We start from the raw sequence: 25,385 nt of genomic DNA, 5'->3' as shown, positions 1-25,385 counted from the left end.
AAGGGAAGCTGCTTGTGCGTCAAGGAATACGCAGTGTTTTCCCCGCAGTCGCCCTTGCCTGGCAGTCTTCCGGTCTATTGAACAAGGAGCGTCCTGTGAACCTGTTGCGTAGCCTTTCCCTTGTCACCCTGCTGGTCATGGCCGGCTGCAGTACGTCATCTTCGTCGTATGGCGGTGGCGGCGGCTTCAGCGCCGGTGCCCAGTGCCAGATGCAGTGCCAGGCCAGCTATCGCAGTTGCATGGCCGAAGGCCAGGGGATCGGCAGCCGCCAGTCCATCTGCGAGCAGCAGGTGGCACCGACGCCGGACAAACGCTGCAAGGACATCGAGCATCCGGAACTGCGCCGTTCCTGCGAGTTGAAGGCGCACGACTGCACCCTGCGCGCACCGATGATGGGCTGCGGCGAGCGTCGTGATACCTGCATGAGCACCTGCGGCTGACCACGCCGGGGACAGCGCGCATAATCAGCCGTTCCCCGCCCAGGACAGGTCCTATGCGCACCACCTTGTATGGTTCCACCAGCACCGCCTCGTTGGTGGTGCATTGGCTGCTGATCGAGCTCGGCATCGAGCACGAACTGGTGCTGCTCGATTTCGAAACGCGCGAGCACAAATCAGCTGGCTACCTGGCGCTCAATCCGGCGGGCAGGGTGCCGACCCTGTTGATCGACGGCCAGGTGCTGACCGAGGCGGCCGCGATCGCGCTGTATCTGGCAGACCGCCATCCACAGGCAGGATTGTTGCCTGCTGTCGGCACGCCGGCACGCCGGCACGCGGCGAGGCCTATCGCTGGATGTTCTGGTGCGCCAACACCGTGCAGCCGGCCTACCGCGCCTGGTTCTATCCGCATGAAGCAGCGGGTGGCGAGTGCATCGAGGCGGTGCGTACGATGGCACGGCAACAGCTGGAGGCGGCGTGGCAGCACGTTGCCGCACACCTGCAGGACGGCGGTCCCTACCTGCTCGGCGATGCGCCGGGCGTGGTCGATTTCATGCTGGTGATGTTGATGCGCTGGTCACGCAACATGCCTACCCCCAGCGACCACTGGCCGGTGTTGAAGGCGTATGCGGACCGACTGAAGGCGCGCGCGGCGTTCGCCGAGGTCTATCGCCGCGAAGGCATCACCGACTGGCGGTAACCCGTTCTGCAGGGCCGGGCCATGCCCGGCTGCATTTACGGGTGGCACGCGAACCGCAGCCGAGCATGGCTCGGCTCTACCAAAGCGGGGCGGGTTACAGGATCTCCAGCACCGTTTCCGGGGGCCGGCACAGGCGGGTACCTTTCGCGGTGCGTACCACCGGGCGGTTGATCAGCCGTGGGTGGGTGGCCATCGCGGCCAGCAGGGCGTCGTCATCGCTTCCCTGCAGACCCAGTGCGGCAAACTCGGGTTCCTTGCTGCGCACCAGCCCGGTCGCGGCCAGGCCGGATTCGGCCAGCACCTGGCGCAGCGTGGCCACATCGGGCGGGCTGCCGAGATAGTCGATCACCACCGGCTCGAAACCTGCGTCGCGGATCAGCTGGAGCGCCCCGCGCGAGTTGCTGCACGCGGGGTTGTGCCAGATCGTCACATCCATCAGAACCACTCCAGCAGGGACACGCCGACGCCGACGTAGGTCGCCTTGTGGTTGTAATCGATCAGGCTCTCGCCATAGCCGTCGAAGATCTGCACATGGCCGCGCAGCAGATTGCTGATCGGGAAGCCGTAGTCCAGCTGCAGCGCGCCATGCGAGCGGTCACCGGTGCGCAGCGAATGACGTGCCATCAACGAGACTTCGTGACCCTTGTGGTTCCAGGTCAGGGTCGCATCGCCGCGGCCCATGTAGTCCTCGATGTCCGGGTTGTTGTCGTCGCTGCGGGTCTCGGGAATGCGGTACCAGGGGCGCAGCACCAGTGCCCAGTTCTCGCGGTCCAGGCCGACGTTGAGGATCACCCGGTTCCAGCTGCGCGACAGCGGATCGGCACGGCCGTTGGACTGGTGGTTGAGGCTGATGCCGGTCATCCGCCCACGCCAGCCACCGATCGAGTAGCCGTTGCGGAACACCATCATCACTTCCGGCTCGTAGTTGGTCTCGCGGAACGGGCGCGAGTCCTCGCCGTTGTAGGCCTGCCAGCGCGAACTCTGGGTATAGCCCGCCCAGATGTCGCCGTTGTCGCCGAACAGGTTCTCGGCGATCTTGGTCTTGAAGCTGATCTGGAACTTCAGCTCAGCGCTGTCCAGCACCTGCGGGGTGGTCACGCTGTTGGCCGGGTTCGGCGAGTGCGGCATGGTGTTGCGGTCGCTGGTCCAGAATGCCGGCAGCAGGTACACAGGCTTGTACGCGCGCAGCTGGAACGGGCCCAGCTTGGAGTCCTCGGCCAGTTCCCAGCGGCTGTCCAGCAGCGAACCGCGGCCGGCATTGGCAAGTGCGCTGTCCGGCGCTTCGGACCGGAACAGATCGCTGACACGCTCGCGCAGCTTCTCCTCGCCCTGGCTCACCCGCGTGGTGTCGCGCTGCTCGCGACGTGCCTGTGCGGCGGCTTCGGCGGCGGCATCAGCTTCGGCGGTGGCCTGGGGCGTGCGCCCGAACTGGCGATCGTAGCAGGCCAGACGGGCAGCATCGGTCGTGATGGCCGCGCAGGCGGCCGGCGAGGCTTCGGCGCTGGGCGCGAATTCCTGGGCAGCCACAGGCGCGCTGGCCAGGGCCAACGCCAGCGGTGCAAGGCGGGGAAACAACGGAGAGAGGGTCATTGCAGCAGGCCCTTCGGAATGAATGCGGAAAGAGGGACAGTGTGGCGGCTGCATCCGGTAACGGCCAGCCCCACGGGTTTATGCCCGGCGTGTGCGTGCGCGCTGCGTGAAGGCCGCATGCCTCACAGGAACCAGGCGAAGGCGAACAGGCCCAGCATCGCGATCACCAGCGCCAGCTTCAGCGCCAGGCCCAGCAGGATGCCCAGCCAGGTGGCCAGCCCGACCTTGGTCGAGCGGCCAAGCTCGCGGGTATGCCAGTACTCGCCCAGCAGCGCGCCCAGCAACGGCCCGGCGAACAATCCGATCGGCATGAAGAACAGGCCGACGATGCTGCCGATGAAGGTGCCCCAGAGCGCTTTGCGGCTGGCGCCCACGCGCTTGGCGCCAACCACGGTCGCCAGCACGTCGACCAGCAGCGAAAGCGCGGTCAGCACGCCGAGGATCAGCAGGGTGGGCCAGCCGACATGGACGAAGCCGTCTGCCCAGGCCGCCAGCACCAGCCCGATGAAGACCAGCGGGATGCCCGGCAGGGCTGGCAGGACGATGCCGGCGATGCCGATGAGGACAAAAATGACCGCTAGCAGATACAAGATGAATGAGAGGTCCATGCTGTCCCGTATGGTTGTCTTTTTGGGGTTGACAGTGAAAGGTTTTTGCCAGTTGCTTTTTCGTTTTGGTCGGGTTAAGTTGCAGTCGCTGAGCTTGGCAAGGTCACCGTGGATCGTGGCCTGATGAAGCAAGATCGTTCCGATCCGCTGCATCGATGCACCTCGCTTCCCCCTTGCTTGTCAGCCGCCCAACAGGCGTATCCAACAACAAGTAGAGAGTCATAGGGAGTTAGTGAGATGGCTGATCGCGAGAACGGTACCGTGAAGTGGTTCAATGATGCCAAGGGCTTCGGCTTCATCAGCCGGCAGAATGGCGAGGACGTGTTCGTGCACTTCCGTGCCATCGAGACCCAGGGCTTCAAGAGCCTCAAGGAAGGCCAGGCTGTGAGCTTTGAAGTGGTGCAGGGCCAGAAGGGCCTGCAGGCTGACAAGGTCCAGCCGGCGTAATACCTGCCGCTTGCCGGCATGAAAAAGGCCCGCGCAAGCGGGCCTTTTTTTGTCACTCCGGTTCTGATCGGCCGGGGCCCGCTGCGGTTCAGCGCAGGATGACCTTGCCGTTGACCACGCGGACATAGGTGTTTTCGCGGATGCCGCCGAGGTCGCGCTGGTTGACCACGATGGTGCGGCCATCATCCATGCGCACGCTGATGTCGTAGGTATCGCTGGTGACGTTCTTCTGGATCTGGTTGCCCGCCAATGCGCCACCCACGGCGCCGGCGGCGGCGGCGATGTTCTTGTTGCCGCGGCTGCCGCCGGTGTGGTCGGAGATCTCATGGCCGGCAACCGCGCCGACGATGCCGCCGAGGATCGCGCCGGTGGCGGAGGGTGCGGTACGGCCGGACTGCACGGCGCTGATGCGGGTGACGATGCCGCAGTCAGCGCAGCGGCCCTGGTTGTAACCGGAGTTGTTGCCGTAGCCGCCGTTGTTGTAGCCGCTGTTGTTGTAACCACCACCGCCATAGCCCGGCGAGGTGGCACAGCCGGCCAGGCCGACGGTTGCGATGACACTGGCGGCGATGAGCTGGATCTTCATGGGGCGTCTCCTGGCCGTGAAGGCGGGTGCGTTGGGTGGTACTGCGTCATGCAGCAGGGTGAGCGAATCCTCCTCTTTCCAACGTGAACAAGGCGCCAACCACATCGGCCTTTGCCCACTCGAAGATGAATCAGCGGAAGTCCTGATGGCAGGCCCGGCAATCGTCCTGCAGTGCCTGGACCTGCTGCGCCAACGCGTTGCAGTCGATCGGCGGGCTGGCCAATGCCGCATTGAGATCGGCCCGGTACTGGCTGGCGTGCTGCTGGAACTGCCGGCTGTCCTTCAATCCGGGGAAGGCCTGGTCCAGATCGTTGGACAGCAGGCGCAGCACCTGCAGGCGCGGGACGCTGTCGGCCAGGCTGCAGCGGTTCTGCTGCTGAGCCTGCTGCAGCAGATCTGCCTGTCGCTGCATCACCTGCATCAGGCTGTCCGGGAACGGATCGCGGCGTGCCTGCAGTGCGCGGCCGACCATCACCGTGGCAATCAGGCCGATCAGCAGGCCCAGGCCGAGCACGAACAGATAGCGGTAGGCGGTGGACGGGCGGCGGGGTGGGCTGGCACTCATGGCGGGCGCTCCGGGCGTGCAACGGTGGGTTCGGCGTCGTCGTGCTGTAGTCAGGGGACCTGCACGTTAAAATAGCCCGATGAACGAACAGGTCAAACAACGCTTCGCCGGTATTGAACGGCTGTATGGCGTCGGCGCGCTCGAGCGCCTGCAGGGCAGCCGTGTTGCCGTGGTCGGCATGGGCGGCGTCGGCTCGTGGGTGGTGGAGGCGCTGGCGCGCTCGGCGGTGGGCCATCTGGCCCTGATCGATGCCGATGACATCTGCGTATCCAATACCAACCGCCAGCTGCCGGCGCTGGAAGGCAACTACGGCCGCAACAAGGCCGAGGCCATGGCCGAGCGCTGCCGGGCGATCAATCCGCAGATCGAGGTCGACGCCGTGCAGGCATTCCTGACCCCGGCCAACATGGCCGAACTGCTGGACCGCGGTTTCGACCTGGTGATCGATGCCTGCGACAGCTTCCGGGTGAAGGTGGAAACCATCGCCTGGTGCCGCCGCCGCAAGCTGCCGTTGCTGACCGTCGGCGCGGCCGGCGGCCGTACCGATCCCACCCTGGTGCGCATCCGCGATGTTTCGCGCACCGAGCATGACGCGATGCTTGCGCTGATCCGCAAGAAGCTGCGCAGCGAATTCAACTTCCCGAAGAATGCCAAGCGCTATTTCGGCGTGCCGGCGGTGTATTCGCTGGAAAACGTGAAATATCCGCAGGCCGACGGGAGTGTCTGCGGCCTGCGGCCGAACCTGGGCGCGGATGCGGCCCTGAAGCTCGATTGCGGCGCCGGCCTGGGCGCGGCCACCCACATCACCGGCGCGTTTGCGTTCGCGGCCGTGGGCAAGGCGCTGGAGATGCTGCTGGAACCGAAGAAGGTGAAGGCCGAAGTGGCCGAGGATCACGCCGACGCGTGATCGGTAGCGCCGGGCCAGGCGGGCAGGTTGAACAACCGCCGTGCGTTGTCCGTGGTGGCCTGCGCCACGGCGTCCAGTTCCATCCCGCGCAGTGCGGCGATGTGGCGGGCGATGACCGCCAGCCGCGCCGGCTCGTTGCGCTGGCCACGGATACCCGCGTCGGGCTGGTCCGGCGCATCGGTCTCCAGCAGCAACTGTTCCAGCGGCATCTCGCGAACAAGCCGCTGCAGGCGCTGCGCACGCTCGTAGGTCAACGGTCCGCCCAGGCCAAGCAGGAATCCCAGCTTGTGCAATTGTGCGGCCTGTTCCGGGCTGCCGGAAAAACTGTGCACCACCCCGCGCAGGCCACCGATGCGGCGGATCGCGGTGATCACCGCATCCACTGCACGGCGGGCATGCACGATCACCGGCAGGTCAAACTCGCGGGCCAGCGTCAGCTGGCCGAGGAAATAGGCCTGCTGGGCCTCGGCATCCAGGCCCTCGACGAAGAAATCCAGCCCACACTCGCCGATCGCGCAGGGCCGCTCCTGTTCGATCCATTCACGCAGCTGTGGCAGGTGTTCTGGCCGGTGCTGGTCCAGGAACATCGGGTGCAGGCCATAGGCGGGGTAGAGCCCCGTCGCTTGTTGGCAGACCTCGCGCAGCTTTGGCCAGCTGGCCGCAGTGACCGCCGGAACCACCTGCCACTGCACGCCGGCAGCGCGCGCGCGGTTGATGACCGCCGCGCGGTCGCCATCGAATTCGCTGGCATCCAGGTGGCAGTGGCTGTCGACCAGCAGGTTCAACGCTGCTCCAGCGGCGGTGGCGTGGTCGCGCTGCGGTTCTTCCAGTTGGCCAGCAGCAGGGTGCCCAAGCCCAGCATCAGTTCGTCGACGAACGGAATCGGGTCGGGGATGAACAGGGTCAGCGCGAACAGGCCCGCGGTCAGCTTGAACAGCGTGGGGTAGCGCAGCCGGCGTGCCCATTGCAGGACCGGCAGCAGCATCGGGTTGGCCATGGCGGAGGTCCTCCGGGGGAATGTGCAAACGCTACCACGGGCCCAGCATTTCCAGATGCTGAATGGGTTACGGCGGTGAGCAGGAAATGTGGAGATTCCGTTCAGGCACCGCATGCTGCAATCTGGCCTGAGAACGTTGCGGACGGTCCGCAAGGAGCAGGTCATGAAAAGCACAACTACAACTGTCCTGGTCGCAGCGGGCGCGCTGCTGGTCGGTGGTATCGCCACCGCCGCCTTCATGAAGAGCGGTGACAAGTCGCCGGAACTGAGCGCCGGGAACCCGAGTGAATCGCGCCTGGTCGATGGCAATGCCACCGACGATGGCGCGCGTGGCGACGCACTGGACGCCAGTGCGCCGCGTGGCCTGGAATACGCCGATGTGCTGAAGGTCGATCCGATCACCGAGAAGCAGAAGGCCTATGCCACCGTGATCGGCACCGATCCGGTACGCGAGACGTCCACCACCCAGACCCCGCATGAGGTCTGCCAGGACGTGGTGGTGCAGGAACGCCTGCCCGAGCGTGACGGCAACGTCGGTGGTACCGTGGTCGGTGCCGTGGTCGGTGGCCTGCTGGGCAACCAGGTGGGCGGCGGCAATGGCAAGAAGGCCGCGACCGCTGCCGGTGCCGTGGCCGGTGGCTTCATCGGCAACCAGGTCGACAAGCGCCATGTGGGTGGCCGCGTGGTCAACCGCACCGAGCGCCAGTGCCACACCGAAACGGCGACCTCCGAGTCCAGCCGGGTCACCGGCTACAACGTGACCTACCGCAATGAAGACGGCACCACCGGCACGATGCGCATGGGCAGCAAGCCGGGCAACCGCATTGCCATGGGCACCAGTGACGTGGTCAAGGGCTACAACGTGACCTACCGCTACGACGGCGCAGAGAAGACCGTGCGTATGGACAACAAGCCGGCCAGCGATCGCCTGCCGGTGGTGGATGGGCAGCTGGTCACCCAGACGGCTGCAGCCGGCGACGCGACCGCGAACCGTCAGTAATTCTCCGGCAGCAACGGTAACGAATAGGCCAGCCTCTGCTGGCCTGTTTTTTTCTGCGGCTGGGGTTCATCCACGCGTGCTGTGGCTCTACCATGACGCCATGAGCATCTTCGACCTGCGCATCGAAACCGAACGCCTGATCCTGCGTCCGCCGCAGCGGCAGGACTACGCCCCCTATCTGGCGTTCTGCGCCGATGAGGAGGTGATGCGCACGCTGGGCGGTGTGCAGGCGCCCTCGGTGGCATGGCGCAGCTTCTGCAGCCTGGCCGGCGCATGGCAGCTGTTCGGCTTCTCGATGTTCAGCGTGATCGAGAAGTCCAGCGGTGAATGGATCGGTCGCATGGGGCCGTGGCAGCCGCAGGACTGGCCCGGCACCGAGGTCGGCTGGAGCATCCGCCGGGCCAGCTGGGGCAAGGGCTACGCACCGGAGGCGGCGACCGCAGCGATCGACTGGGCGTTCGATACGTTGGGTTGGGACGAGGTGATCCACACCATCGCCGAAGACAACGAGAACTCGAAGGTGGTTGCACGCAAGCTCGGCAGTACGCTGCTGCGCATGGGGCAGTTGCCACCGCCCTATCAAGGCAAACCGCTGGAAATCTGGGGGCAATCGCGCGGGCAGTGGCAACAGCGCGCACGCTGAGCGCTGCCGGGTCGTGCCGGCCGCTGGCCGGCAATCGCACGAATCCAGCGGCATCGAGGTTGCCGGCCAGCGGCTCCAACTACCGTATCGCCATGCTGCACCCGCGCTTGGCAATCGCCAGTCCGCTTGCCAGACTGCGGGCAGCCGGCTGCAGGCCGGGACCTCCCGGGAGCAGGCAATGGTGGAAGAACGCAGTGCGTTGACGGTGCATGGCATGTCGGTCTCGGGCAATTGCCACAAGGTGCGCCTGTTGCTGGAACAGCTCGGCAGCCGCTACCGCTGGGTGGAGGTGGACAGCGCCCACGGCCAGACCCATACCACGGAATTTCTCGCCCTCAACCCCAATGCCAAGGTGCCGTTGATCGTACGCGACGACGGCCGCGTACTGACCGAATCCAACGCGATCCTGTTCTGGCTGGCCGAAGGTACGCCGTATCTTCCCGCCGACGGTTGGCAGCGTGCGCAGGCATTGAGCTGGATGTTCTTCGAGCAGTACACGCATGAGCCCTGCGTGGCGGTGGCACGCTTCATCCGCGGTTGGACACCGGCCGACTCGCCACGCCGTGCTGAGCTACCGCGCCTGCATGAGCGAGCTGCCAGCGCGCTGGCGGTGATGGAGCAACATCTGCGCCAGGCGCAGTGGTTCACCGGCGAGGACTACGGTATCGCCGATATCGCCTTGTTTGCCTATTCCGATGTCGCCGCCGACGGTGGCATCGCACTGGATCCATTCCCGCAGGTGCGGGCCTGGTTGCAGCGGGTGCGAGCGCAGCCTCGCTTCGTGCCCATGCCTGCGGTGACCGCCGAGGTGCGCGCGCGGTTCAACGCAGCGGATTGATTCCCCTGCAGCGTCGGGCGTGCTCGACCAGCGGAAGGGTCGGGCAGCCTTGGCGTTGCGGACTGCAACAACGACACGGAGGGTGTTCGATGTTCGCTGTGGTTCCTGATCCCATTCCCGCACGCATGCGCGGTCTCAATCGCGCCGAGGTCTGTGACGTCAATTTCCTCGAGGCCGTACGCGCCTGGCGCGGCATCCCGCGTCCGCGTCCGGCGCCGGATGCGCCGATCCTGCCGGGCAGCACCCTCACCGCCGCTGCCTTCGGCGAACTGTTCGAATCGCAGCTGCTCAGTCGCCAGCTGGACCTGATGGCGCGCGTGCTGCGCGTGCAGAACAAGGTCTTCTACACCATCGGCTCGTCCGGTCATGAAGGCAACGCGCTGCTTGCGCGCGCCTGCCGCCACACCGACCCCGCCTTCCTTCACTACCGTTCCGGCGCCTTCATGGCCGAGCGTGCGCGGCTGGTGCCCGGCATGGATCCGGTGCGCGACGCCGCGCTGTCCTTCGCCGCCAGTGCCGATGATCCGGCCAGCGGCGGCCGTCACAAAGTGTGGGGCAGCAAGCCGCTGTGGGTGCTGCCGCAGACCTCGACCATCGCCTCGCACCTGCCCAAGGCGGTGGGTACCGCGCTGGCGATCGAGAGTGGCAGGCGCCTGAGCCAGCCGCTGCCGATTCCCGCCGACAGCATCGTGATGTGCTCCTTCGGCGACGCTTCGGCCAACCATGCCACCGCGCAGACTGCGTTCAATACCGCGATGTGGTCGGCCTACCAGAAGCTGCCGGTGCCGATCCTGTTCGTCTGCGAGGACAATGGCCTGGGTATTTCGGTGAAGACCCCTGAAGGTTGGATCGCAGAGCGTTTCAGCCGGCAACCGGGCCTGGACTATTTCTTTGCCGATGGCCTGGACCTGGCGGCCGGACACGCGCAGGTGCAGGCGGCGGTCGAGCATTGCCGGCGCATGCGTCGGCCCACCTTCCTGCACCTGCGTACCACGCGGTTGATGGGCCACGCCGGTACCGACTTCGAAGTGGAATGGCGCGCATTGGCCGAGCTGTGTGCGGCCGAGGCGCAGGACCCGCTGCTGCGCTCGGCGCAGATCGCGCTGGAATCGGGCTGGATGGATGCGGCGGGCGTCGAGGCCGCCTATGAAACCCTGCGCGCGCGCTGCATGGCCGCCGCCATCGATGCTGATACGCGGCCGAAGCTGCAGACATTGCAGGAAGTGATCACGCCGTTGGCACCCTATACGCCCGCAGCGGTGCAGGCCGAGGCCGAGCGCGTGGCGCCCATCGAGGCCCGGCAGGCGCTGTACGGCGGCGCCGATGCGCTGCCCGAACGGCAACCGCCGCGGCATCTGGCGATACAGATCAACCATGCGCTGCAGGAGCTGCTGGGCAAGTACCCGCAGGCGCTGTTGTTTGGCGAGGACGTGGCGCAGAAAGGCGGCGTCTACACGGTGACGCGCGACCTGCTGCGCCGTTTCGGCCCGCGCCGGGTGTTCAACACGCTGCTGGACGAGACCATGATCCTGGGCATGGCCCAGGGGCTGGCCAACATGGGCATGCTGCCGATTCCGGAAATCCAGTACCTGGCCTACCTTCACAACGCCATCGACCAGGTACGTGGCGAGGCCTGCTCGCTGCAGTTCTTCTCCAACGACCAGTTCCGCAACCCGATGCTGGTACGGGTGGCCGGGCTGGGCTACCAGAAGGGGTTCGGCGGCCATTTCCACAATGACAATTCGATCACGGCGCTGCGTGATATCCCGGGGCTGGTGGTGGGCTGTCCGTCGCGTGGCGATGATGCGGTGATGATGCTGCGCACATTGGCGGCATTGGCCCGCGTGGATGGCCGGGTAGCGGTGTTCCTTGAACCGATCGCCCTCTACATGACCAAGGATCTGCACGCGGCCGGCGACGGCCAGTGGTTGTTCGACTACCCTGCACCCGGGCAGGCGCTGGTGCTGGGCGAGGGCAGGGTGTATGCGCCGGATGCCAGCGATCTGGTGATCTTCACCTATGGCAACGGTGTGCCGATGGCGCTGCGCGCAGCGGTCGCCATCGAGCAGCAGCTGGGCTGGCAGGTGCGTGTGGTCGACCTGCGCTGGCTGGTGCCGTTGAATGCGGCCTTCATCGGCGCCCAGGCCGCCACCGCGCAACGGGTGCTGGTGCTGGATGAGGGGCGCCAGAGTGGCGGCGTCGGCGAAGGCGTGATCACCGCGCTGGTCGAGGCCGGCCATGGCCATCTACCCGTGCGCCGGGTCTGCGGTGCCGATACCTATACGCCGCTGGCGGGGGCAGCAATGTTCGGGCTTCCAAGCGACAATGCGGTGATTGGCGCCGCCCTCGACCTGGCGCAGGGACCCTGATGCATGTGTGGATTGGCGGGTATGTTGTTGCCGGCGGCGCAGACGCCGGCCGAGGTGCTGCAGGCGCAGGCGCTGGCCATGGGCCAGGCGCTGCACCATCGCGGGCCGGATGATGGTGGTACCTGGGTCGATGCCGCCGCTGGCATTGCCCTTGCCCACCGGCGCCTGAGCATCCTCGATCTTTCACCGCTGGGCCACCAGCCGATGGCCTCGGCCGACGGTCGCTATGTGATGGCCTACAACGGCGAGGTCTACAACTTCGCCACGCTGCGCGCCGAACTGGAGCCGCTGGGGCATGCATTCCGTGGCCATTCCGATACCGAGGTGCTGCTGGCCGCGATCCTGCAGTGGGGCGTCGAGGACACCCTGCAGCGCGCCAACGGCATGTTCGCCATCGCCCTGTGGGACCGCCAGGAACAGTGCCTGTGGCTGGCCCGCGACCGGGTCGGCAAGAAGCCGCTGTACTACGGTTGGGCCGGCGATGCCCTGGTGTTCGGCTCGGAGCTGAAGGCGCTGTGGCAGCACCCGGAGTTCGACAACGATATCGACCGCGATGCGCTGACGCTGCTGCTGCGGCTGGATTACATCCCGGCACCGCACAGCATCCACCAGCGCTGCTACAAGCTGATGCCCGGCCGCGTGCTGCGGCTGGATGCGGCGGCGGTGGCGGCAGGGGCCAGTGCCCATCGGCCCGAGCAGGCGCAACGTCCGTACTGGGATGCGCGCGCGCGCATGCAGGCAGCATTGGCTGCACCGTTCCAGGGCCGCATCGAGGAGGCCGAGGAGCAGCTGGATGGCCTGCTGCGCGATGCTGTGGCGCTGCGCATGGTTGCCGACGTGCCGGTGGGCGTGTTCCTGTCCGGCGGCACCGATTCGTCGCTGGTGGCGGCGCTGATGCAGGCGCAGAGCGGGCAGCCGGTGCACAGCTTCAGCATCGGCTTCAACGGCTCCCACCACGACGAGGCACCGTTGGCCAGGGAACTGGCCACCCACCTTGGCTGCGATCACACCGAGCTGTATGTCAGTGGCGCCGATGCGCTGGCGGTGGTGCCGCAGCTGCCGGCGATGTTCGACGAACCCTTTGCCGATGCCTCGCAGGTGCCGACCGCGCTGGTCGCCCGCCTCGCCCGCCAGGGCGTGACCGTCGCACTGTCCGGCGATGGCGGCGATGAGCTGTTTTTCGGCTACACCCGCTATGTGCGCGCGCTGCGCAACTGGCAGATGCTGGGACGGGTGCCCGCGCCGTTGCGCCGCTGGATGGGCGCGCGTGCGCACCAGCAGGGCGAGGCGTCGCGCACCGGCGGGCTGGCCGCGTTGCTGGCCGAAACCGGTGCACGTGGCATCGGCGATGTGTACCGCAACCGCATCTCGCGCTGGCGCGATCCGGCGGCGGCGGTGATCGGTGCACGCGAGGCGGGCAGCTTCTACGATCTGGCCGATCCGCTGCATGGTGCCGGTACGCCGGCCGACGCGATGATGCTGGCCGACTTCGTCAGCTATCTGCCCGACGATCTGCTGTGCAAGGTCGACCGCACCTCGATGGCGGTCAGCCTGGAGGCACGTGCGCCCTTGCTGGACTGGCGCGTGGCCGAGTTCGCCTGGTCGCTGCCGCTGGGCTTCAAGCGCAGTGAGTCGATCAGCAAGGTGCTGCTCAAGCGCGTGCTGGGGCGGTACGTGCCGCAGTCGATGGTGCACCGGCCCAAGCGTGGATTCGGCGCACCGGTCAGTGATTGGCTGAAGGGCGACCTGAAGCCCTGGGCGGAAGAACTGTTGCAGCCGGCGCGACTGGAACGCGAAGGCGTGCTGTCGGCCGCCGCCGTGCAGCCACTGTGGCAGCAGTTCCTGGGCGGCCAGCGCAAGTGGCACACGCACCTGTGGAACGTGCTGATGTTCCAGGCCTGGCAGGACCACTGGCGGCAGGTGCGTGCAGGCGTGAAGCGCGCCTGATCTTCACCGGCGGGGAAGGGCGCGGCGGCTAGGCTGGCCCTCCCGCACCGTGAGGAGTATGTCCTGATGTCCGTCCCCACCATTGCTGTATTCGTCGGCAGCCTGCGCAAGGACTCATGCAACCGCAAGCTGGCCCGCGCGCTGGAGAAACTTGCGGGCGACAAGGCGCGCTTCCAGTACGTGCAGATCGGCGACCTGCCGCTGTACGACCAGGATTTCGACGCCAGCTACCCAGCGCAGGGCACGCGCCTGAAGGACCAGGTGCGCGCCGCCGACGCCGTGCTGTTCGTGACCCCCGAGTACAACCGTTCCGTGCCGGGCGTGTTGAAGAATGCCATCGACATCGGCTCGCGCCCCTACGGCGACAGCGCTTTTGCGGGCAAGCCAGCGGCGGTGATCGGTGCTTCCATCGGCCAGATCGGCACGGCGGTGGCCCAGCAGCACCTGCGCAACAGCCTGGCCTTCCTGGACATGCACGTGCTTGGCCAGCCCGAGGCGTTCATCCACTTCAAGGATGGCCTGATCGATGCCGACGGCACGATCCACAACGAGGGCACGCAGACGTTCCTGCAGGGCTATGTGGACCGGTTCCTGGCCCTGATCGCGGTGCATGCCAAGGGAGATTGACGCCAGCAGCCGCGGTCCCCATCTGCGATAATGGTCCGCTTCGGGCGTCGCAACGACGCTCGTCGCAGGCAATGCGACGCCCTCGCGCCAGTCTGGACAGGCTCAGGCGGATATCCCCCGTTCTTCCACGGCTTATCCACAGGTTTGTCCATGGCCGCCGGGGTCGGCGCATGCCTACACTCGTCTGGCCCCTTTGCAGGAAACACCGCAGCATGTCCGCCCGTTCCGGCTTCCGTTCCAACCGCAGAGAGCGCGGCGATGGCTTTGATCGCGATCGCGATGAATCGCGTATTGACCAGTTGCGCGTGCCGCCGCATTCGGTGGAAGCCGAACAGGCGGTGCTGGGTGGCCTGATGCTGGCACCGGAGGCCTACGACCGGGTCAACGACCAGTTGACCGAGGGTGACTTCTACCGCCGCGACCACCAGATGATCTACCGGGCGATCCGTGAGCTGTCCGAGCGCGAACGCCCCTTCGATGCGGTGACCCTGGGCGAGTGGTTCGAATCGCAGGGCAAGATGGAGCTGGTGGGCGATGGCGCCTATCTGATCGAACTGGCCAGCACCACGCCGTCGGCGGCCAACATCGTTGCCTATGCCGAGATCGTGCGCGACAAGGCGGTGCTGCGGCAGCTGATCCAGGTCGGCACCGACATTGTCAACGATGGTTTCCAGCCCGAGGGCCGCGACAGCAGCGAGCTGCTGTCCGCTGCGGAAAAGAGCGTATTTGCCATCGCCGAGCAGGGCGCGCGCGGCCGTACCGACTTCGTGGCCATGCCCGGTGCGTTGAAGGACGCATTCGAAGAGCTGCGCAACCGCTTCGAGAATGGCGGCAACATCACCGGCCTGCCGACCGGCTATACCGATTTCGATGCGATGACCGCCGGCCTGCAGCCGACCGACCTGATCATCCTTGCCGCGCGTCCTGCGATGGGCAAGACCACCTTCGCCCTGAACATCGCCGAGTACGCGGCGATCAAGTCGAAGAAGGGCGTGGCGGTGTTCTCGATGGAAATGTCCGCATCGCAGCTGGCGATGCGCCTGATCTCGTCCAATGGCCGCATCAACGCGCAGCGCCTGCGTACCGGCCAGCTGGAGGACGAGGACTGGAGCCGGGTAACCGGTGCGATCAAGATGTTGAAGGAAACCAAGATCTTCATCGACGATACACCGGGCGTGTCGCCGGAGATCTTGCGTTCTAAGTGCCGCCGCCTCAAGCGCGAGCACGACCTGGGCCTGATCGTGATCGACTACCTGCAGCTGATGAGCGTGCCGGGCAACAGCGAGAACCGCGCGACCGAAATTTCCGAGATTTCGCGTTCGCTTAAGGGCCTGGCCAAGGAACTGAACGTACCGGTCATTGCCCTGTCCCAGCTCAACCGCTCGCTGGAAACACGCACCGACAAGCGCCCGGTGATGGCCGACCTTCGCGAATCGGGCGCAATCGAGCAGGATGCGGACATGATCGTCTTCATCTACCGCGACGATTACTACAACAAGGAAAATTCACCGGACAAGGGGCTGGCCGAGATCATCATCGGCAAGCACCGTGGTGGCCCCACCGGTTCGTGCAAGCTGAAGTTCTTCGGCGAATACACCCGGTTCGACAACCTGGCGCACGACTCGGTCGGTTCGTTCGAATAGCGCCGACGGCGTTACGGTAGCGCCGGGCCGTGCTTGGCGGAATTTCCGGTTTCATCGCCCCCCAACCGGGTTTCGTCGCAAACCGTTTGCGGGCGACAGGGCAGGGCGGCAACGTGGTTGCAGGCGGCGGGGTGCCGCCGAGGGAGCCTCTGATGAAGACCTTGTTTGCGCTTGGTGTCTGGTGCCTGCTGTTCGTGCTGTGCTGGCCGTTGGCGATCCTGGCGCTGGTCGCCTGGCCGTTCGTGTGGCTGCTGAGCCTGCCGTTCCGCCTGCTCGGCATCACCTTCTCGGCACTGTTCGCCCTCCTGCGCGCGCTGTTCATGCTGCCGGCACGCCTGCTGGGCGGCGGCCCGGTGACCGCATGAGGCCGCTCGTCATTGCGATGGCGGCGCTGCTGGTGGCGGCGCCCGCGTCCGCCAAGGAGCCGCCGTCGGCCTACCTGGAGCGCGGGCATGATCCTGCTTTGGCCGCCACCGCCGCGACTGCAGAGGATGCGCCCAAGGAATCCTGCCGGGTGGTGAAGGAGTGGAAGGCAGGGGACACGGTCGTCCAGCATCGCATCTGTGACGATCCGCCGAAGAGGGCTGCTGCCAAGCCGGAGCCGCGGCCGGTGCAGCGCTGATCCGCCATCTACCGGTACGGTGGCGGCTTCAGGATGAAGGTGCCGCGGCGGCTGGCGGTGCCGGGAACACCTGTTCCCGCAGATCGCGGTAGACCATGATGATGCGGCCACGCGGGCGCACTACGAATTCAACCTGCAGCGGCGCCCCAGCGGTGGCTGCCGCCGGATGGGTCACCGTGCAGGGCTGCTTGATCCCACAGCGCCGCAGGGATACTTCCAGGCTGCCATCGCTGGCCGTGCGCACATCCGCGCCGGGTGAGTGGAAGAGCGTCTCGGCAGGTACGTGGTAGCGGATCAGCACGTCGCCATCGCGTTGCGGCATCACTTCGACCGGCTGCACCTCGGCTGCGCGGTAGTCGGTTCTGGGTGGGGTGGCATTGCACCCGGCCAAGGCGAAGCCGAGCAGCATCGGCAGGCGGCAGAAGCGGGACAGGTGCATGATCGTACGGCTCCATGGAAATCGGCGGCGGCCACAGCATTCCCTGGCCGGTTGCATTGGGCCGGGTTGCAGGCGGGCGGTCAAGCGGCCAACAAAAAACCCCGCCGAGGCGGGGTTTTTCGTATCCAGCAACGCTGGCCAGTGGCCGGCACTACCCGATGGCTCAGTTCGCCTTGTGGATCGCGCGCTTGCTCACGGCCATCGCCGCGTCGTGCACCACTTCCGACAGCGACGGGTGGGCGTGGCAGATCCGCGCCAGGTCGTCGGCCGAACCGCTGAACTCCATGGTCAGCACGCCTTCGTGCACCAGTTCGGATACGTTGGCGCCCACCAGGTGCATGCCCAGGATGCGATCGGTTTCGGCGTGGGCCAGAACCTTGACGAAGCCTGCCGGCTCGATCATCGCCACGGCACGGCCGTTGGCGGCGAACGGGAAGCTGCCGGCCTTGTACGGGATGCCCTCGGCCTTCAGCTGCTGCTCGGTCTTGCCGACCCAGGCCAGCTCCGGCTCGGTGTAGATGACCCACGGAATGGTGTCGAAGTTGACGTGGCCCGGCAGGCCGGCGATCAGTTCGGCAACCGCGATGCCTTCCTCGAAGCCCTTGTGCGCCAGCATCGGGCCGCGCACGCAGTCACCGACCGCCCAGACGCCATTGACGCCGGTGTGGCAGTGCGCGTCGACTTCGATCTGGCCACGCTCGTTGATCTTGACGCCGGTACCTTCGGCCAGCAGGCCCTTGGTGGCGGCGCGACGGCCGACGGCCACCAGCAGCTTGTCCACGACCAGCGACTTCTCGCCTTCGGCGTCGGTGTAGGTCAGGGCGACTTCCTTCTTCTTGCCCTTGCCGGTCACTTCGGCCTTGGAGACCTTGGCACCCAGGCGGATGTCCAGGCCCTGCTTCTTGAATTCCTTGGCGGCGGTCTTGGCCACTTCGGTATCGGCCGCAGCCAGGAAGTCCGGCAGCGCTTCCAGGATGGTCACTTCCGAACCCAGGCGCTTCCACACGCTGCCCAGTTCCAGGCCGATCACACCGGCGCCGATCACGGCCAGGCGCGCCGGCACTTCGGTGAAGTCCAGGCCGCCGACGTTGTCGACGATGGTTTCGCCGTCGAACTTGGCGAACGGCAGTTCGATCGAATCCGAACCGGCGGCGATGATGACGTTGGTGCCCTTCAGCTCGACGACCGAGCCGTCATGCTGGGTGACCTTGACCACGTTGCCCGGCTGCAGTTCGCCGAAGCCGTAATAGGCGGCGACCTTGTTGGCCTTGAACAGCATGGCGATGCCGCCGGTGAACTGCTTGACGATCTTGTCCTTGCGGCCGACCATCGCTTCGACGTCCATCTTGGCATCCTTGAAGCTGATGCCGTGGTCGCCAAAGATGTGGCCCATGTTCCAGAACTGGCGCGAGGAATCCAGCAGTGCCTTGGACGGGATGCAGCCCACGCGCAGGCAGGTGCCACCCAGGGCCGGCTTGCCGTCCTTGCCCAGCGCTGCGTCGATGCAGGCGGTCTTCAGGCCAAGCTGGGCCGCGCGGATGGCAGCGTGGTAACCGGCCGGGCCGGCACCGATGACGACGACGTCGAATTGTTCAGCCATTGAAATAGTCCTTGTTGCATTACCAGAACCCCTCCGCGCAGGCGCGGAGGGGCGGGAGGTCTCTTACAGGCCGAACAGCATGCGGCCCGGGTTTTCCAGCTGGTTCTTGATGTCCACCAGGAACTGCACCGAGTCCTTGCCGTCGATGATGCGGTGATCGTAGGACAGCGCCAGGTACATCATCGGCGCGATCACGACCTGGCCGTTCTGGGCGATCGGGCGCTCCTTGATGGCGTGCATGCCCAGGATGGCGCTCTGCGGCGGGTTGATGATCGGGGTCGACAGCAGCGAACCGAAGGTGCCGCCGTTGGTCACGGTGAAGGTGCCGCCCTGCAGTTCTTCCAGGCTCAGCTTGCCGTCACGGGCCTTCTTGGCGTAGTCGGCGATGGTCTTTTCGATGTCGGCGAACGACATGCGCTCGACGTTGCGCAGCACCGGCGTGACCAGGCCCTTCTCGGTCGACACGGCGATCGAGATGTCCGAGTAGCCGTGGTAGATGATGTCGTCGCCGTCGATGGAGGCATTGACCAGCGGGAAGCGCTGCAGCGCGTTGGCGGCGGCCTTCACGAAGAAGCTCATGAAGCCGAGCTTGATGCCGTGTGCCTTGACGAACTCGTCCTGCAGTTCCTTGCGCGCCGCCGACACCTTGGACAGGTCGACTTCGTTGAAGGTGGTCAGCATGGCGGTGGAGTTCTTCGACTCCATCAGGCGCTCGGCGATGCGCTTGCGGATGCGTGTCATCGGCACGCGTTCTTCCGGACGTGCGCCACCGGCCTTGCCGGCGCCGCCGTTGCGGGCGAAGTTGACGATGTCTTCCTTGGTGACGGCGCCACGACGGCCGGTGCCGTCGACGTCGGCCGGGTTCACGCCTTCGGTGATGGCGGTGAAGCGGGCGCCCGGCGGCAGCGCGTCGGCAGCCGACTTGGCAGCCGGGGCCGGGGCAGCGGCGGCGGCCGAGCAGCGGCCGGAGCGGCCTCAGCCTTCTTCTCTTCGGCAGCCGGGGCCGGTGCAGCAGCCACGGCGCCTTCTTCGATGATCGCCACGACCTGGCTGGAAGTGACGGTGTCGCCTTCCTTGAACTTGATTTCCTTGATCACGCCATCGACCGGCGACGGCACTTCCAGGACGACCTTGTCGGTTTCCAGGTCAAGCAGGTTTTCGTCGCGCTTGACGGCGTCGCCCACCTTCTTGTGCCAGGTGGCGATGGTGCCGTCGGCGACGGATTCGGGCAGTACCGGGGCTTTGACTTCGGTGGCCATGCGGGAGCTTCCTGGTTTGTCTTCTAAATAGGGGGAGAGTTATTCAGCGAACGAGTCGTTGAACGGGTTGACCAGTGCATCGGCGACCAGCTGCTGCTGTTCGCGGACGTGGTCAGCCATGTGACCGGCAGCCGGCGAAGCCGAACGTGCGCGACCGGCGTAGTGCAGGCTCTGGCCATCGGCCAGGCAGAACTGCAGGTGGTGGCGGATCTGGTACCACGCGCCCTGGTTCTGCGGTTCTTCCTGCGTCCACACCACGTCGGTGGCCTTGCCGTACTTCTTCAGTTCGGCAGCCAGCAGCGCACGCGGGAACGGGTACAGCTGCTCCACGCGGATGATCGCCACGTCGTCCTGGCCACGCTTGGTCTGGTCTTCCAGCAGGTCGTAGTAGACCTTGCCCGAGCACAGCACCACGCGCTTGACCTTCTTGGCATCTGCATTGGCATCGCCGATCAGGTGCTGGAACTCGCCATTGGCCAGCTCGTCCAGGGTCGACACGGCCAGCTTGTGGCGCAGCAGCGACTTGGGCGACATCACCACCAGCGGCTTGCGGGTGGTCAGGTGCTGCTGGCGACGCAGCATGTGGAAGGCCTGCGCCGGGGTCGACGGCACCACCACCAGCATGTTCTCCAGCGCGCACAGCTGCAGGAAGCGCTCCAGGCGCGCCGAGCTGTGTTCCGGGCCCTGACCTTCATAGCCATGCGGCAGCAGCAGGGTCAGGCCGGAGATGCGGCCCCACTTTGCTTCGCCGGCGGCGATGAACTGGTCGATCACCACCTGGGCGCCGTTGGCGAAGTCGCCGAACTGGCCTTCCCAGATGCACAGGGTGTTCGGATCGGTGGTCGAGAAACCGTACTCGTAGGCCATCACTGCTTCTTCGCTGAGCAGCGAATCGATGACGGTGGCCTTCTCCGGCGAATCCACCAGCTGCCGCAGCGGCAGGTAGTAGTTGTCGGTCTTCTGGTCGTGCAGGATCGCGTGGCGGTGGGTGAACGTGCCGCGGCCGACGTCCTGGCCGACCAGGCGCAGCGCACTGCCTTCGTCCAGCAGGGTGGCGTAGGCCAGGTTCTCGGCAAAGCCCCAGTCGCCCGGGATCTCGCCGGCAGCCATCTTGCGGCGGTCGTCGTACACCTTGGACACGCGCGAGTGCAGCTGCACTTCTTCGGGCACGGTGTTGATCAGCTTGGCCAGCGCGACCAGCTTGTCCTTGTCGACCTTCGTCGACACCGGATCGGACAGCTTGCCTTCCAGCAGCTTCGGCCAATCAACGAACAGCGGGCTGGTCGGCGGGGTCTTTTCGACCTTGGCCAGCTCGGTGGTCACTTCACCGGCATCGAGCTTCTCGCGGTACGCATCGACCATCGCCTTGCCGGCGCCGGCGGCGATCACGCCTGCCTTTTCCAGCTGCTCGGCGTACATCTCGCGGGTGGTGGCGTGCTTGCGGATCACCTGGTACATCAGCGGCTGGGTGATCGCCGGCTCGTCGGCCTCGTTGTGGCCCCAACGGCGGTAGCACATCAGGTCGATGACCACGTCCTTGGCGAACTTCTGGCGGAACTCGAACGCCAGCTGCGCGGCGAACACCACCGCTTCGGGATCATCGCCGTTCACGTGCAGCACCGGGGCGGCAATCATCTTCGCCACGTCGGTGGCATAGCGCGTGGAGCGCGTGTCCTGCGGATTGGAGGTGGTGAAGCCGACCTGGTTGTTGACCACGATGTGCACGGTGCCGCCAACGGCGAAGCCGCGGGCCTGCGACATCTGGAACAGCTCCATGACCACGCCCTGGCCGGAGAAGGCCGCGTCGCCGTGGACCAGGATCGGCATCACCTGCTTGCGTGCGGTGTCCTTGCGGCGTTCCTGGCGCGAACGCACCGAGCCGGCAACCACCGGGTCGGCGATTTCCAGGTGCGACGGGTTGAACGCCAGGGCCAGATGCACCGGGCCACCCTCGGTGGCCACGTCGGCGGAGAAGCCCATGTGGTACTTCACATCGCCGGCCGAGGCGTGCTCGTCGTGCTCGAACTTGCCTTCGAATTCGTCGAACAGCTTGCGCGGATTCTTGCCGAGGGTGTTGACCAGCACATTCAGGCGGCCGCGGTGGGCCATGCCGATCACCACGTCCTTGACGCCGTCCTTGCCGGCGCTGCGGATGATGGTGTCCATCATCGGGATCAGCGAGTCGCCGCCTTCCAGCGAGAAGCGTTTCTGGCCGACGTACTTGGTGTGCAGGTAGCGCTCGAGGCCTTCGGCGGCGGTCAGGCGCTCCAGCGTGCGGCGCTGGGTGTCAGCGTCCAGCTGGTAGTTGCCACCGGCCAGTTCCAGCTTCTTGTAGATCCACTGGCGCTGCTCGACTTCGGAGATGTGCATGAACTCCGCACCGATCGAACCGGTGTAGGTCGCCTTCAGGCGCGCCAGCAGGTCACGCAGCTTCATGCGCGGCTGGCCACCCACGCCGCCGGTGCTGAACTCGCTGTTGAGGTCAGCATCGGACAGGTTGTGGAAGGGCAGGCCGAGGTCCGGGGTGTTGACCGGCGCGGCCAGGCCCAGCGGATCCAGGCGGGCGTCCAGATGACCACGCGAACGGTAGGCGGTGATCAGACGACCGACATTGCGCTCGCGCTCATCGCCTGCACCGGTGCCGGTGCCTGCTTTCAGCGCATCCTTGGCCGCGTCCGCAATGTGGGAAATGACGGCCGAGTGCGGAATGTCGCCCGCTTCGCGGCCCTTGAAGCCGTCGAAGTAGGTTTTCCATTTGGGATCGACACTATCCGGGGAGACCAGGTACTGCTCGTACAGGTCCTCGACATAGGAGGCGTTGCCGCCGGCGAGTTGCGAAGATTGCGCAAACTGCTTCAGTTGATTGTCCACGATGGAGGGTGCTGATTCGCTTTGTGGGGTATGGCTTCAGAAGGACCCGGCACGAAGATGAATAGCCATGCACGGGCGCGTTCAAACGGCCAAATTGTACCCCCATCCGGACACGAAGGGGCAGCGACGAGGGCATCGGGCGTCCCCCGGTGTCGGTCCCAGACAGGTTGAGCGCACCGGTCGCGGTCAGATGCCGAGTGCGCGCAGTTCGCTGCATTCGCGCGAACGGTCCCAGACACGCTGCAATTGCTGCTCGAACGGCTGCGAACGTGCCGGCAGCGCGATTGCCGATTCGCCGTCGAGGCGATGGCCGATGAGACGAAAGTAGAAGTCGCCTGCATCATTGAGCAGGCAGGCCGAGGCCAGGGCGCGATCGATGGGGTCGGCGACCTCGCGGAACTGGATCACACTGGGCAGGCGCTGGAACAGCGCCAGCAGCGGCGCACCGGCGCTGGCGATGGCTGCGGCGTCATGCACGATCACCCGCAGCTGCTTGTCGTGGCGGGCGGTGACGAAGCGGCGCAGGGCCGCCTGTACCGGTGGCGCGTCCAGCAGGCCGGGGTCCAGCTGCCGGCTGTGCAGCCACAACCGACGGCGGGCGCGGTGGATGATCGCCGTGGTGATCGCCACCGCTTCAGCGCGGCTGTCGATGGCGGAAACGGCCTGTAGCCGGCGCCGCATCTGCTGGTGGCCAATGCCGGCTTCTTCGAATTCGGGGCCATCAGGAAGGAAGCCCTGGCGGGCGTAGAAGTCGCGTGCCCGCAGCTGCGCATGCAGGTGCAGTTCGGCCAGGCCGAGCTGGCGCCCGGCCTGTACCAGTGCCTGAAGCAGGGCCTCGCCAATGCCGTGGCCGCGATACGCCGCCAGCACCGCCATGCGGCCGATACGGCCATCCGGCGCCAGCCGCCCGGTGCCGACCGGATGCCCGTCGGCATCCAGCGCCAGCACGTGGGCACAGACCGGGTCCAGGGCATCGCGCTCCAGGGCGGCGTCGATGCCCTGTTCCTGCACGAACACCCGCTGGCGCACGTCGTGGATGGCGACGTGGGCCTCGGCGTGACTGACCTGCTGGACCCGCAGCGGGCTCATGGCTCAACCGCGGCCGGCGTCGCTGTCGTCTTCATCGTGGTCATCGAAGTTGACGATCACTTCAATACCGTCGTCGTGCACGGTCACCAGATGGACGTCGTCGGACATGGCGTCTTCGGCGGTGGCTTCGACCAGGTCGCGGCCCTCGATCACTTCACCCAGTACCTCTTCCTCCTCGTCGGCGTACACCTCGTTCGGATCGATCAGCTGGAACACGCCGCCGACCAGCAACTGCTGGACCACCGCACGGCCCTTGTCGGACAGACCGCGGTAGGCGGCGGCGTCGAGCTGCTCGGCACCTGCCAGGCGCTGCGCGTCCTTCACCGGCAGGGCGAAGTCCTGGCCACTGACATACAGGCTGGCACCGCGCTTGGCCCGGCGCCAGGCCAGGCGCGCCCACGGGTGACGCTGCAGCAGCAGGCCCGACTGCAGGGCCTCCAGCACTTCTTCCTGCGGCGGCGCGGCCTGGTGGGCCATCACCTCGCCGGCGGCGCGGTAGGTGGTGATGAAGCGGCCGAACCAGTCACCCAGCTTGTCCGGATCGTTCATGCGGATGGCGTTGAGCGCGGTGATCACCCGCGCCATCGCCACGGTGTCGATCTCGTTCGGGTCGGCCGGTGCCTTCAGGTCGGCGTCCTGGTAGCGGATGTTCTCGTCGGCGTCGGCGATCAACGTGTCCAGATAGTCACTGATCAGCTCGGCCGAAGACGGTGCACGCATGCCGAACGAGAACGTCAGGCACGGGTCTTCGGCAACGCCGTGATGCGGCACGTTCGGCGGCAGGTACAGCATGTCGCCCGGTGCCAGCACCCAGTCGTGGGTCGGCTTGAATACTTCCAGCAGCTTCAGTTCCACGTCGGGGCGGAAGCCCAGCGGCGGGCGCTTGCCCTTGATCGATTCACTGGCATCGATCTGCCAGCGGCGGTGGCCGTGGGCCTGCAGCAGGAACACGTCGTACTGGTCGACATGGGCACCGACCGAGCCACCGGTAGCGGCGAAGCTGATCATCACATCGTCCATGCGCCAGCGCGGCAGGAAGCTGAAGTGTTCGATCAGGGCGCGCACGTCCTTGTCCCATTTGTCCACGTCCTGCACCAGCAGGGTCCAGTCGTGGTCGGGCAGGGCGGGGAAGATGTCTTCCTGGAACGGGCCGCTGCGCACGCGCCAGCTGTCCTGGGCCTTGTCATGCTCGATCAGGCGGGCCAGCACGCCCTCTTCGCAGGCCAGGCCGGCCAGGTCTTCCGGCTGTACCGGGGTCTGGAAATCCGGGAAGGCATTGCGGATCAGCAGCGGGCGTTTCTGCCAGAAGTCACGCAGGAAGGTGGCCGGTGCCATGCCCAGCGGCTGGCCGCGGCGGGCGGTGACTTCGATCAGGGGAGAGGAGGACTTGCGGGCGGCCATGGGGGAGTTCCTTGCAGCGGAAAGCGGGAGGGGCGGCGTGGCGGGCCGCCAAGGGCTCCATTGTCCGACGTTCGATGGGATTGCGCACGTGTGCTGGTTTGTCGCGGGGTCCGGCCAACGGCTGAGCCCCTCGTGGCGGGGGTCGAAAGCAAAAGCTGGGATTGGCCGGGCGGGTGGGCTGCGCGGGGGACGCTGCAAGT

At 66.3% G+C, this 25,385-nt stretch carries 24 protein-coding genes and 2 pseudogenes; 13 read left to right on the top strand and 13 right to left on the bottom strand.

What is annotated here, in order from left to right; genetic code table 11:
* Positions 1-95 precede the first annotated feature (95 nt).
* Together LMF57_RS12990 and LMF57_RS12985 are read left to right on the top strand one after the other, a co-directional pair.
* Entirely contained in the window at positions 96-440 is a 345-nt protein-coding gene (locus LMF57_RS12990; protein WP_229290006.1) for a hypothetical protein, read from the top strand.
* 53 nt (positions 441-493) lie between these two features.
* A pseudogene (locus LMF57_RS12985) lies at positions 494-1,137 on the top strand (glutathione S-transferase family protein).
* 94 nt (positions 1,138-1,231) lie between these two features.
* Here the strand turns inward: LMF57_RS12985 and arsC are convergent.
* The 3 genes from arsC to LMF57_RS12970 form a co-directional block, all read right to left on the bottom strand.
* A complete protein-coding gene (gene arsC / locus LMF57_RS12980) occupies positions 1,232-1,573 on the bottom strand; it encodes an arsenate reductase (glutaredoxin) (RefSeq protein ID WP_032978833.1) in 342 nt (113 codons plus the stop codon).
* On the bottom strand, positions 1,573-2,727 hold the full coding sequence (locus tag LMF57_RS12975) for a phospholipase A (RefSeq protein ID WP_032951931.1): 1,155 nt from the start codon (positions 2,725-2,727) through the stop codon (positions 1,573-1,575). The genes arsC and LMF57_RS12975 overlap by 1 nt, the downstream gene beginning before the upstream one ends.
* A 122-nt stretch (positions 2,728-2,849) precedes the next feature.
* Entirely contained in the window at positions 2,850-3,335 is a 486-nt protein-coding gene (locus LMF57_RS12970) for a DUF456 domain-containing protein (protein ID WP_033831531.1), read from the bottom strand.
* Between the two features lie 237 nt (positions 3,336-3,572).
* On the opposite strand from LMF57_RS12970, the gene LMF57_RS12965 reads away from it, so the two are divergent.
* Complete coding sequence (locus LMF57_RS12965) at positions 3,573-3,782, top strand: cold-shock protein (protein ID WP_025876765.1); 210 nt, start codon at positions 3,573-3,575, stop codon at positions 3,780-3,782.
* An 88-nt stretch (positions 3,783-3,870) separates the two neighbouring features.
* On the opposite strand, the gene LMF57_RS12960 is transcribed toward LMF57_RS12965, so the two are convergent.
* A complete protein-coding gene (locus LMF57_RS12960) occupies positions 3,871-4,368 on the bottom strand; it encodes a glycine zipper 2TM domain-containing protein (protein WP_117310806.1) in 498 nt (165 codons plus the stop codon).
* A gap of 130 nt (positions 4,369-4,498) precedes the next feature.
* Positions 4,499-4,933, bottom strand: coding sequence for a cytochrome c (locus tag LMF57_RS12955; RefSeq protein WP_025876769.1), 435 nt, complete (start codon positions 4,931-4,933; stop codon positions 4,499-4,501).
* Positions 4,934-5,012: 79 nt separating this feature from the next.
* Here LMF57_RS12955 and LMF57_RS12950 point away from each other — a divergent pair, with 79 nt between their 5' ends.
* Positions 5,013-5,840, top strand: coding sequence for a tRNA threonylcarbamoyladenosine dehydratase (locus LMF57_RS12950; RefSeq protein WP_025876770.1), 828 nt, complete (start codon positions 5,013-5,015; stop codon positions 5,838-5,840).
* On the opposite strand, the gene LMF57_RS12945 is transcribed toward LMF57_RS12950, so the two are convergent.
* Positions 5,825-6,625 carry a TatD family hydrolase gene (locus LMF57_RS12945; protein WP_229290005.1) on the bottom strand — a complete coding sequence of 267 codons (801 nt, stop codon included), beginning with the start codon at positions 6,623-6,625 and terminating at the stop codon, positions 5,825-5,827. The two genes, LMF57_RS12950 and LMF57_RS12945, sit on opposite strands and share 16 nt — an antisense overlap.
* Positions 6,622-6,837: a DUF6116 family protein gene (locus LMF57_RS12940; RefSeq protein ID WP_080148438.1), complete on the bottom strand. Its 216-nt coding sequence runs from the start codon at positions 6,835-6,837 to the stop codon at positions 6,622-6,624. Before LMF57_RS12940 ends, LMF57_RS12945 begins: the two co-directional genes overlap by 4 nt.
* Before the next feature lie 163 nt (positions 6,838-7,000).
* On the opposite strand from LMF57_RS12940, the gene LMF57_RS12935 reads away from it, so the two are divergent.
* The 9 genes from LMF57_RS12935 (at position 7,001) to LMF57_RS12895 (ending at position 16,526) form a co-directional block, all read left to right on the top strand.
* The gene (locus tag LMF57_RS12935) at positions 7,001-7,837 is read left to right on the top strand and encodes a glycine zipper 2TM domain-containing protein (protein WP_117310802.1); all 837 of its coding nucleotides are present in this window, start codon (positions 7,001-7,003) and stop codon (positions 7,835-7,837) included.
* A gap of 100 nt (positions 7,838-7,937) precedes the next feature.
* Positions 7,938-8,480, top strand: coding sequence for a GNAT family N-acetyltransferase (locus LMF57_RS12930; protein ID WP_117310801.1), 543 nt, complete (start codon positions 7,938-7,940; stop codon positions 8,478-8,480).
* A gap of 178 nt (positions 8,481-8,658) precedes the next feature.
* Positions 8,659-9,318, top strand: coding sequence for a glutathione S-transferase family protein (locus LMF57_RS12925; RefSeq protein WP_117310800.1), 660 nt, complete (start codon positions 8,659-8,661; stop codon positions 9,316-9,318).
* An 89-nt stretch (positions 9,319-9,407) separates the two neighbouring features.
* Entirely contained in the window at positions 9,408-11,687 is a 2,280-nt protein-coding gene (locus tag LMF57_RS12920) for a thiamine pyrophosphate-dependent enzyme (protein ID WP_117310799.1), read from the top strand.
* A gap of 3 nt (positions 11,688-11,690) precedes the next feature.
* Positions 11,691-13,634, top strand: a complete 1,944-nt coding sequence (gene asnB, locus LMF57_RS12915; protein WP_229290004.1) for an asparagine synthase (glutamine-hydrolyzing) — start codon at positions 11,691-11,693, stop codon at positions 13,632-13,634.
* Between the two features lie 66 nt (positions 13,635-13,700).
* Positions 13,701-14,261 (top strand): NAD(P)H-dependent oxidoreductase, encoded by a 561-nt coding sequence (locus LMF57_RS12910; RefSeq protein ID WP_033831525.1) that lies wholly within the window; start codon positions 13,701-13,703, stop codon positions 14,259-14,261.
* A gap of 212 nt (positions 14,262-14,473) precedes the next feature.
* Positions 14,474-15,904 carry a replicative DNA helicase gene (locus tag LMF57_RS12905; protein WP_117310796.1) on the top strand — a complete coding sequence of 477 codons (1,431 nt, stop codon included), beginning with the start codon at positions 14,474-14,476 and terminating at the stop codon, positions 15,902-15,904.
* 152 nt (positions 15,905-16,056) lie between these two features.
* Entirely contained in the window at positions 16,057-16,269 is a 213-nt protein-coding gene (locus LMF57_RS12900; RefSeq protein ID WP_117310795.1) for a hypothetical protein, read from the top strand.
* Positions 16,266-16,526, top strand: a complete 261-nt coding sequence (locus LMF57_RS12895; RefSeq protein ID WP_208083054.1) for a hypothetical protein — start codon at positions 16,266-16,268, stop codon at positions 16,524-16,526. The genes LMF57_RS12900 and LMF57_RS12895 overlap by 4 nt, the downstream gene beginning before the upstream one ends.
* A gap of 28 nt (positions 16,527-16,554) precedes the next feature.
* Here the strand turns inward: LMF57_RS12895 and LMF57_RS12890 are convergent, their stop codons facing one another.
* From LMF57_RS12890 to LMF57_RS12865, 6 genes and pseudogenes are all read right to left on the bottom strand, one after another.
* Positions 16,555-16,965, bottom strand: a complete 411-nt coding sequence (locus LMF57_RS12890) for a hypothetical protein (protein ID WP_093819038.1) — start codon at positions 16,963-16,965, stop codon at positions 16,555-16,557.
* Between the two features lie 163 nt (positions 16,966-17,128).
* A complete protein-coding gene (gene lpdA / locus LMF57_RS12885) occupies positions 17,129-18,565 on the bottom strand; it encodes a dihydrolipoyl dehydrogenase (protein WP_032951934.1) in 1,437 nt (478 codons plus the stop codon).
* A gap of 63 nt (positions 18,566-18,628) precedes the next feature.
* Positions 18,629-19,824, bottom strand: a pseudogene (sucB, locus tag LMF57_RS12880) (dihydrolipoyllysine-residue succinyltransferase).
* A gap of 39 nt (positions 19,825-19,863) precedes the next feature.
* Positions 19,864-22,695 (bottom strand): 2-oxoglutarate dehydrogenase E1 component, encoded by a 2,832-nt coding sequence (locus tag LMF57_RS12875; protein ID WP_229290003.1) that lies wholly within the window; start codon positions 22,693-22,695, stop codon positions 19,864-19,866.
* Between the two features lie 186 nt (positions 22,696-22,881).
* Positions 22,882-23,784 (bottom strand): GNAT family N-acetyltransferase, encoded by a 903-nt coding sequence (locus tag LMF57_RS12870; RefSeq protein ID WP_229290002.1) that lies wholly within the window; start codon positions 23,782-23,784, stop codon positions 22,882-22,884.
* 3 nt (positions 23,785-23,787) lie between these two features.
* On the bottom strand, positions 23,788-25,185 hold the full coding sequence (locus LMF57_RS12865) for a cupin domain-containing protein (RefSeq protein ID WP_229290001.1): 1,398 nt from the start codon (positions 25,183-25,185) through the stop codon (positions 23,788-23,790).
* Positions 25,186-25,385 lie beyond the last annotated feature (200 nt).

The sequence above is a fragment of the Stenotrophomonas sp. SI-NJAU-1 genome, from assembly GCF_020883215.1.
Lineage (GTDB): Bacteria > Pseudomonadota > Gammaproteobacteria > Xanthomonadales > Xanthomonadaceae > Stenotrophomonas > Stenotrophomonas indicatrix.
The sequence above is the reverse complement of the archived record's forward strand: the minus strand, read 5'-3'. Positions and strand labels throughout refer to the sequence as shown.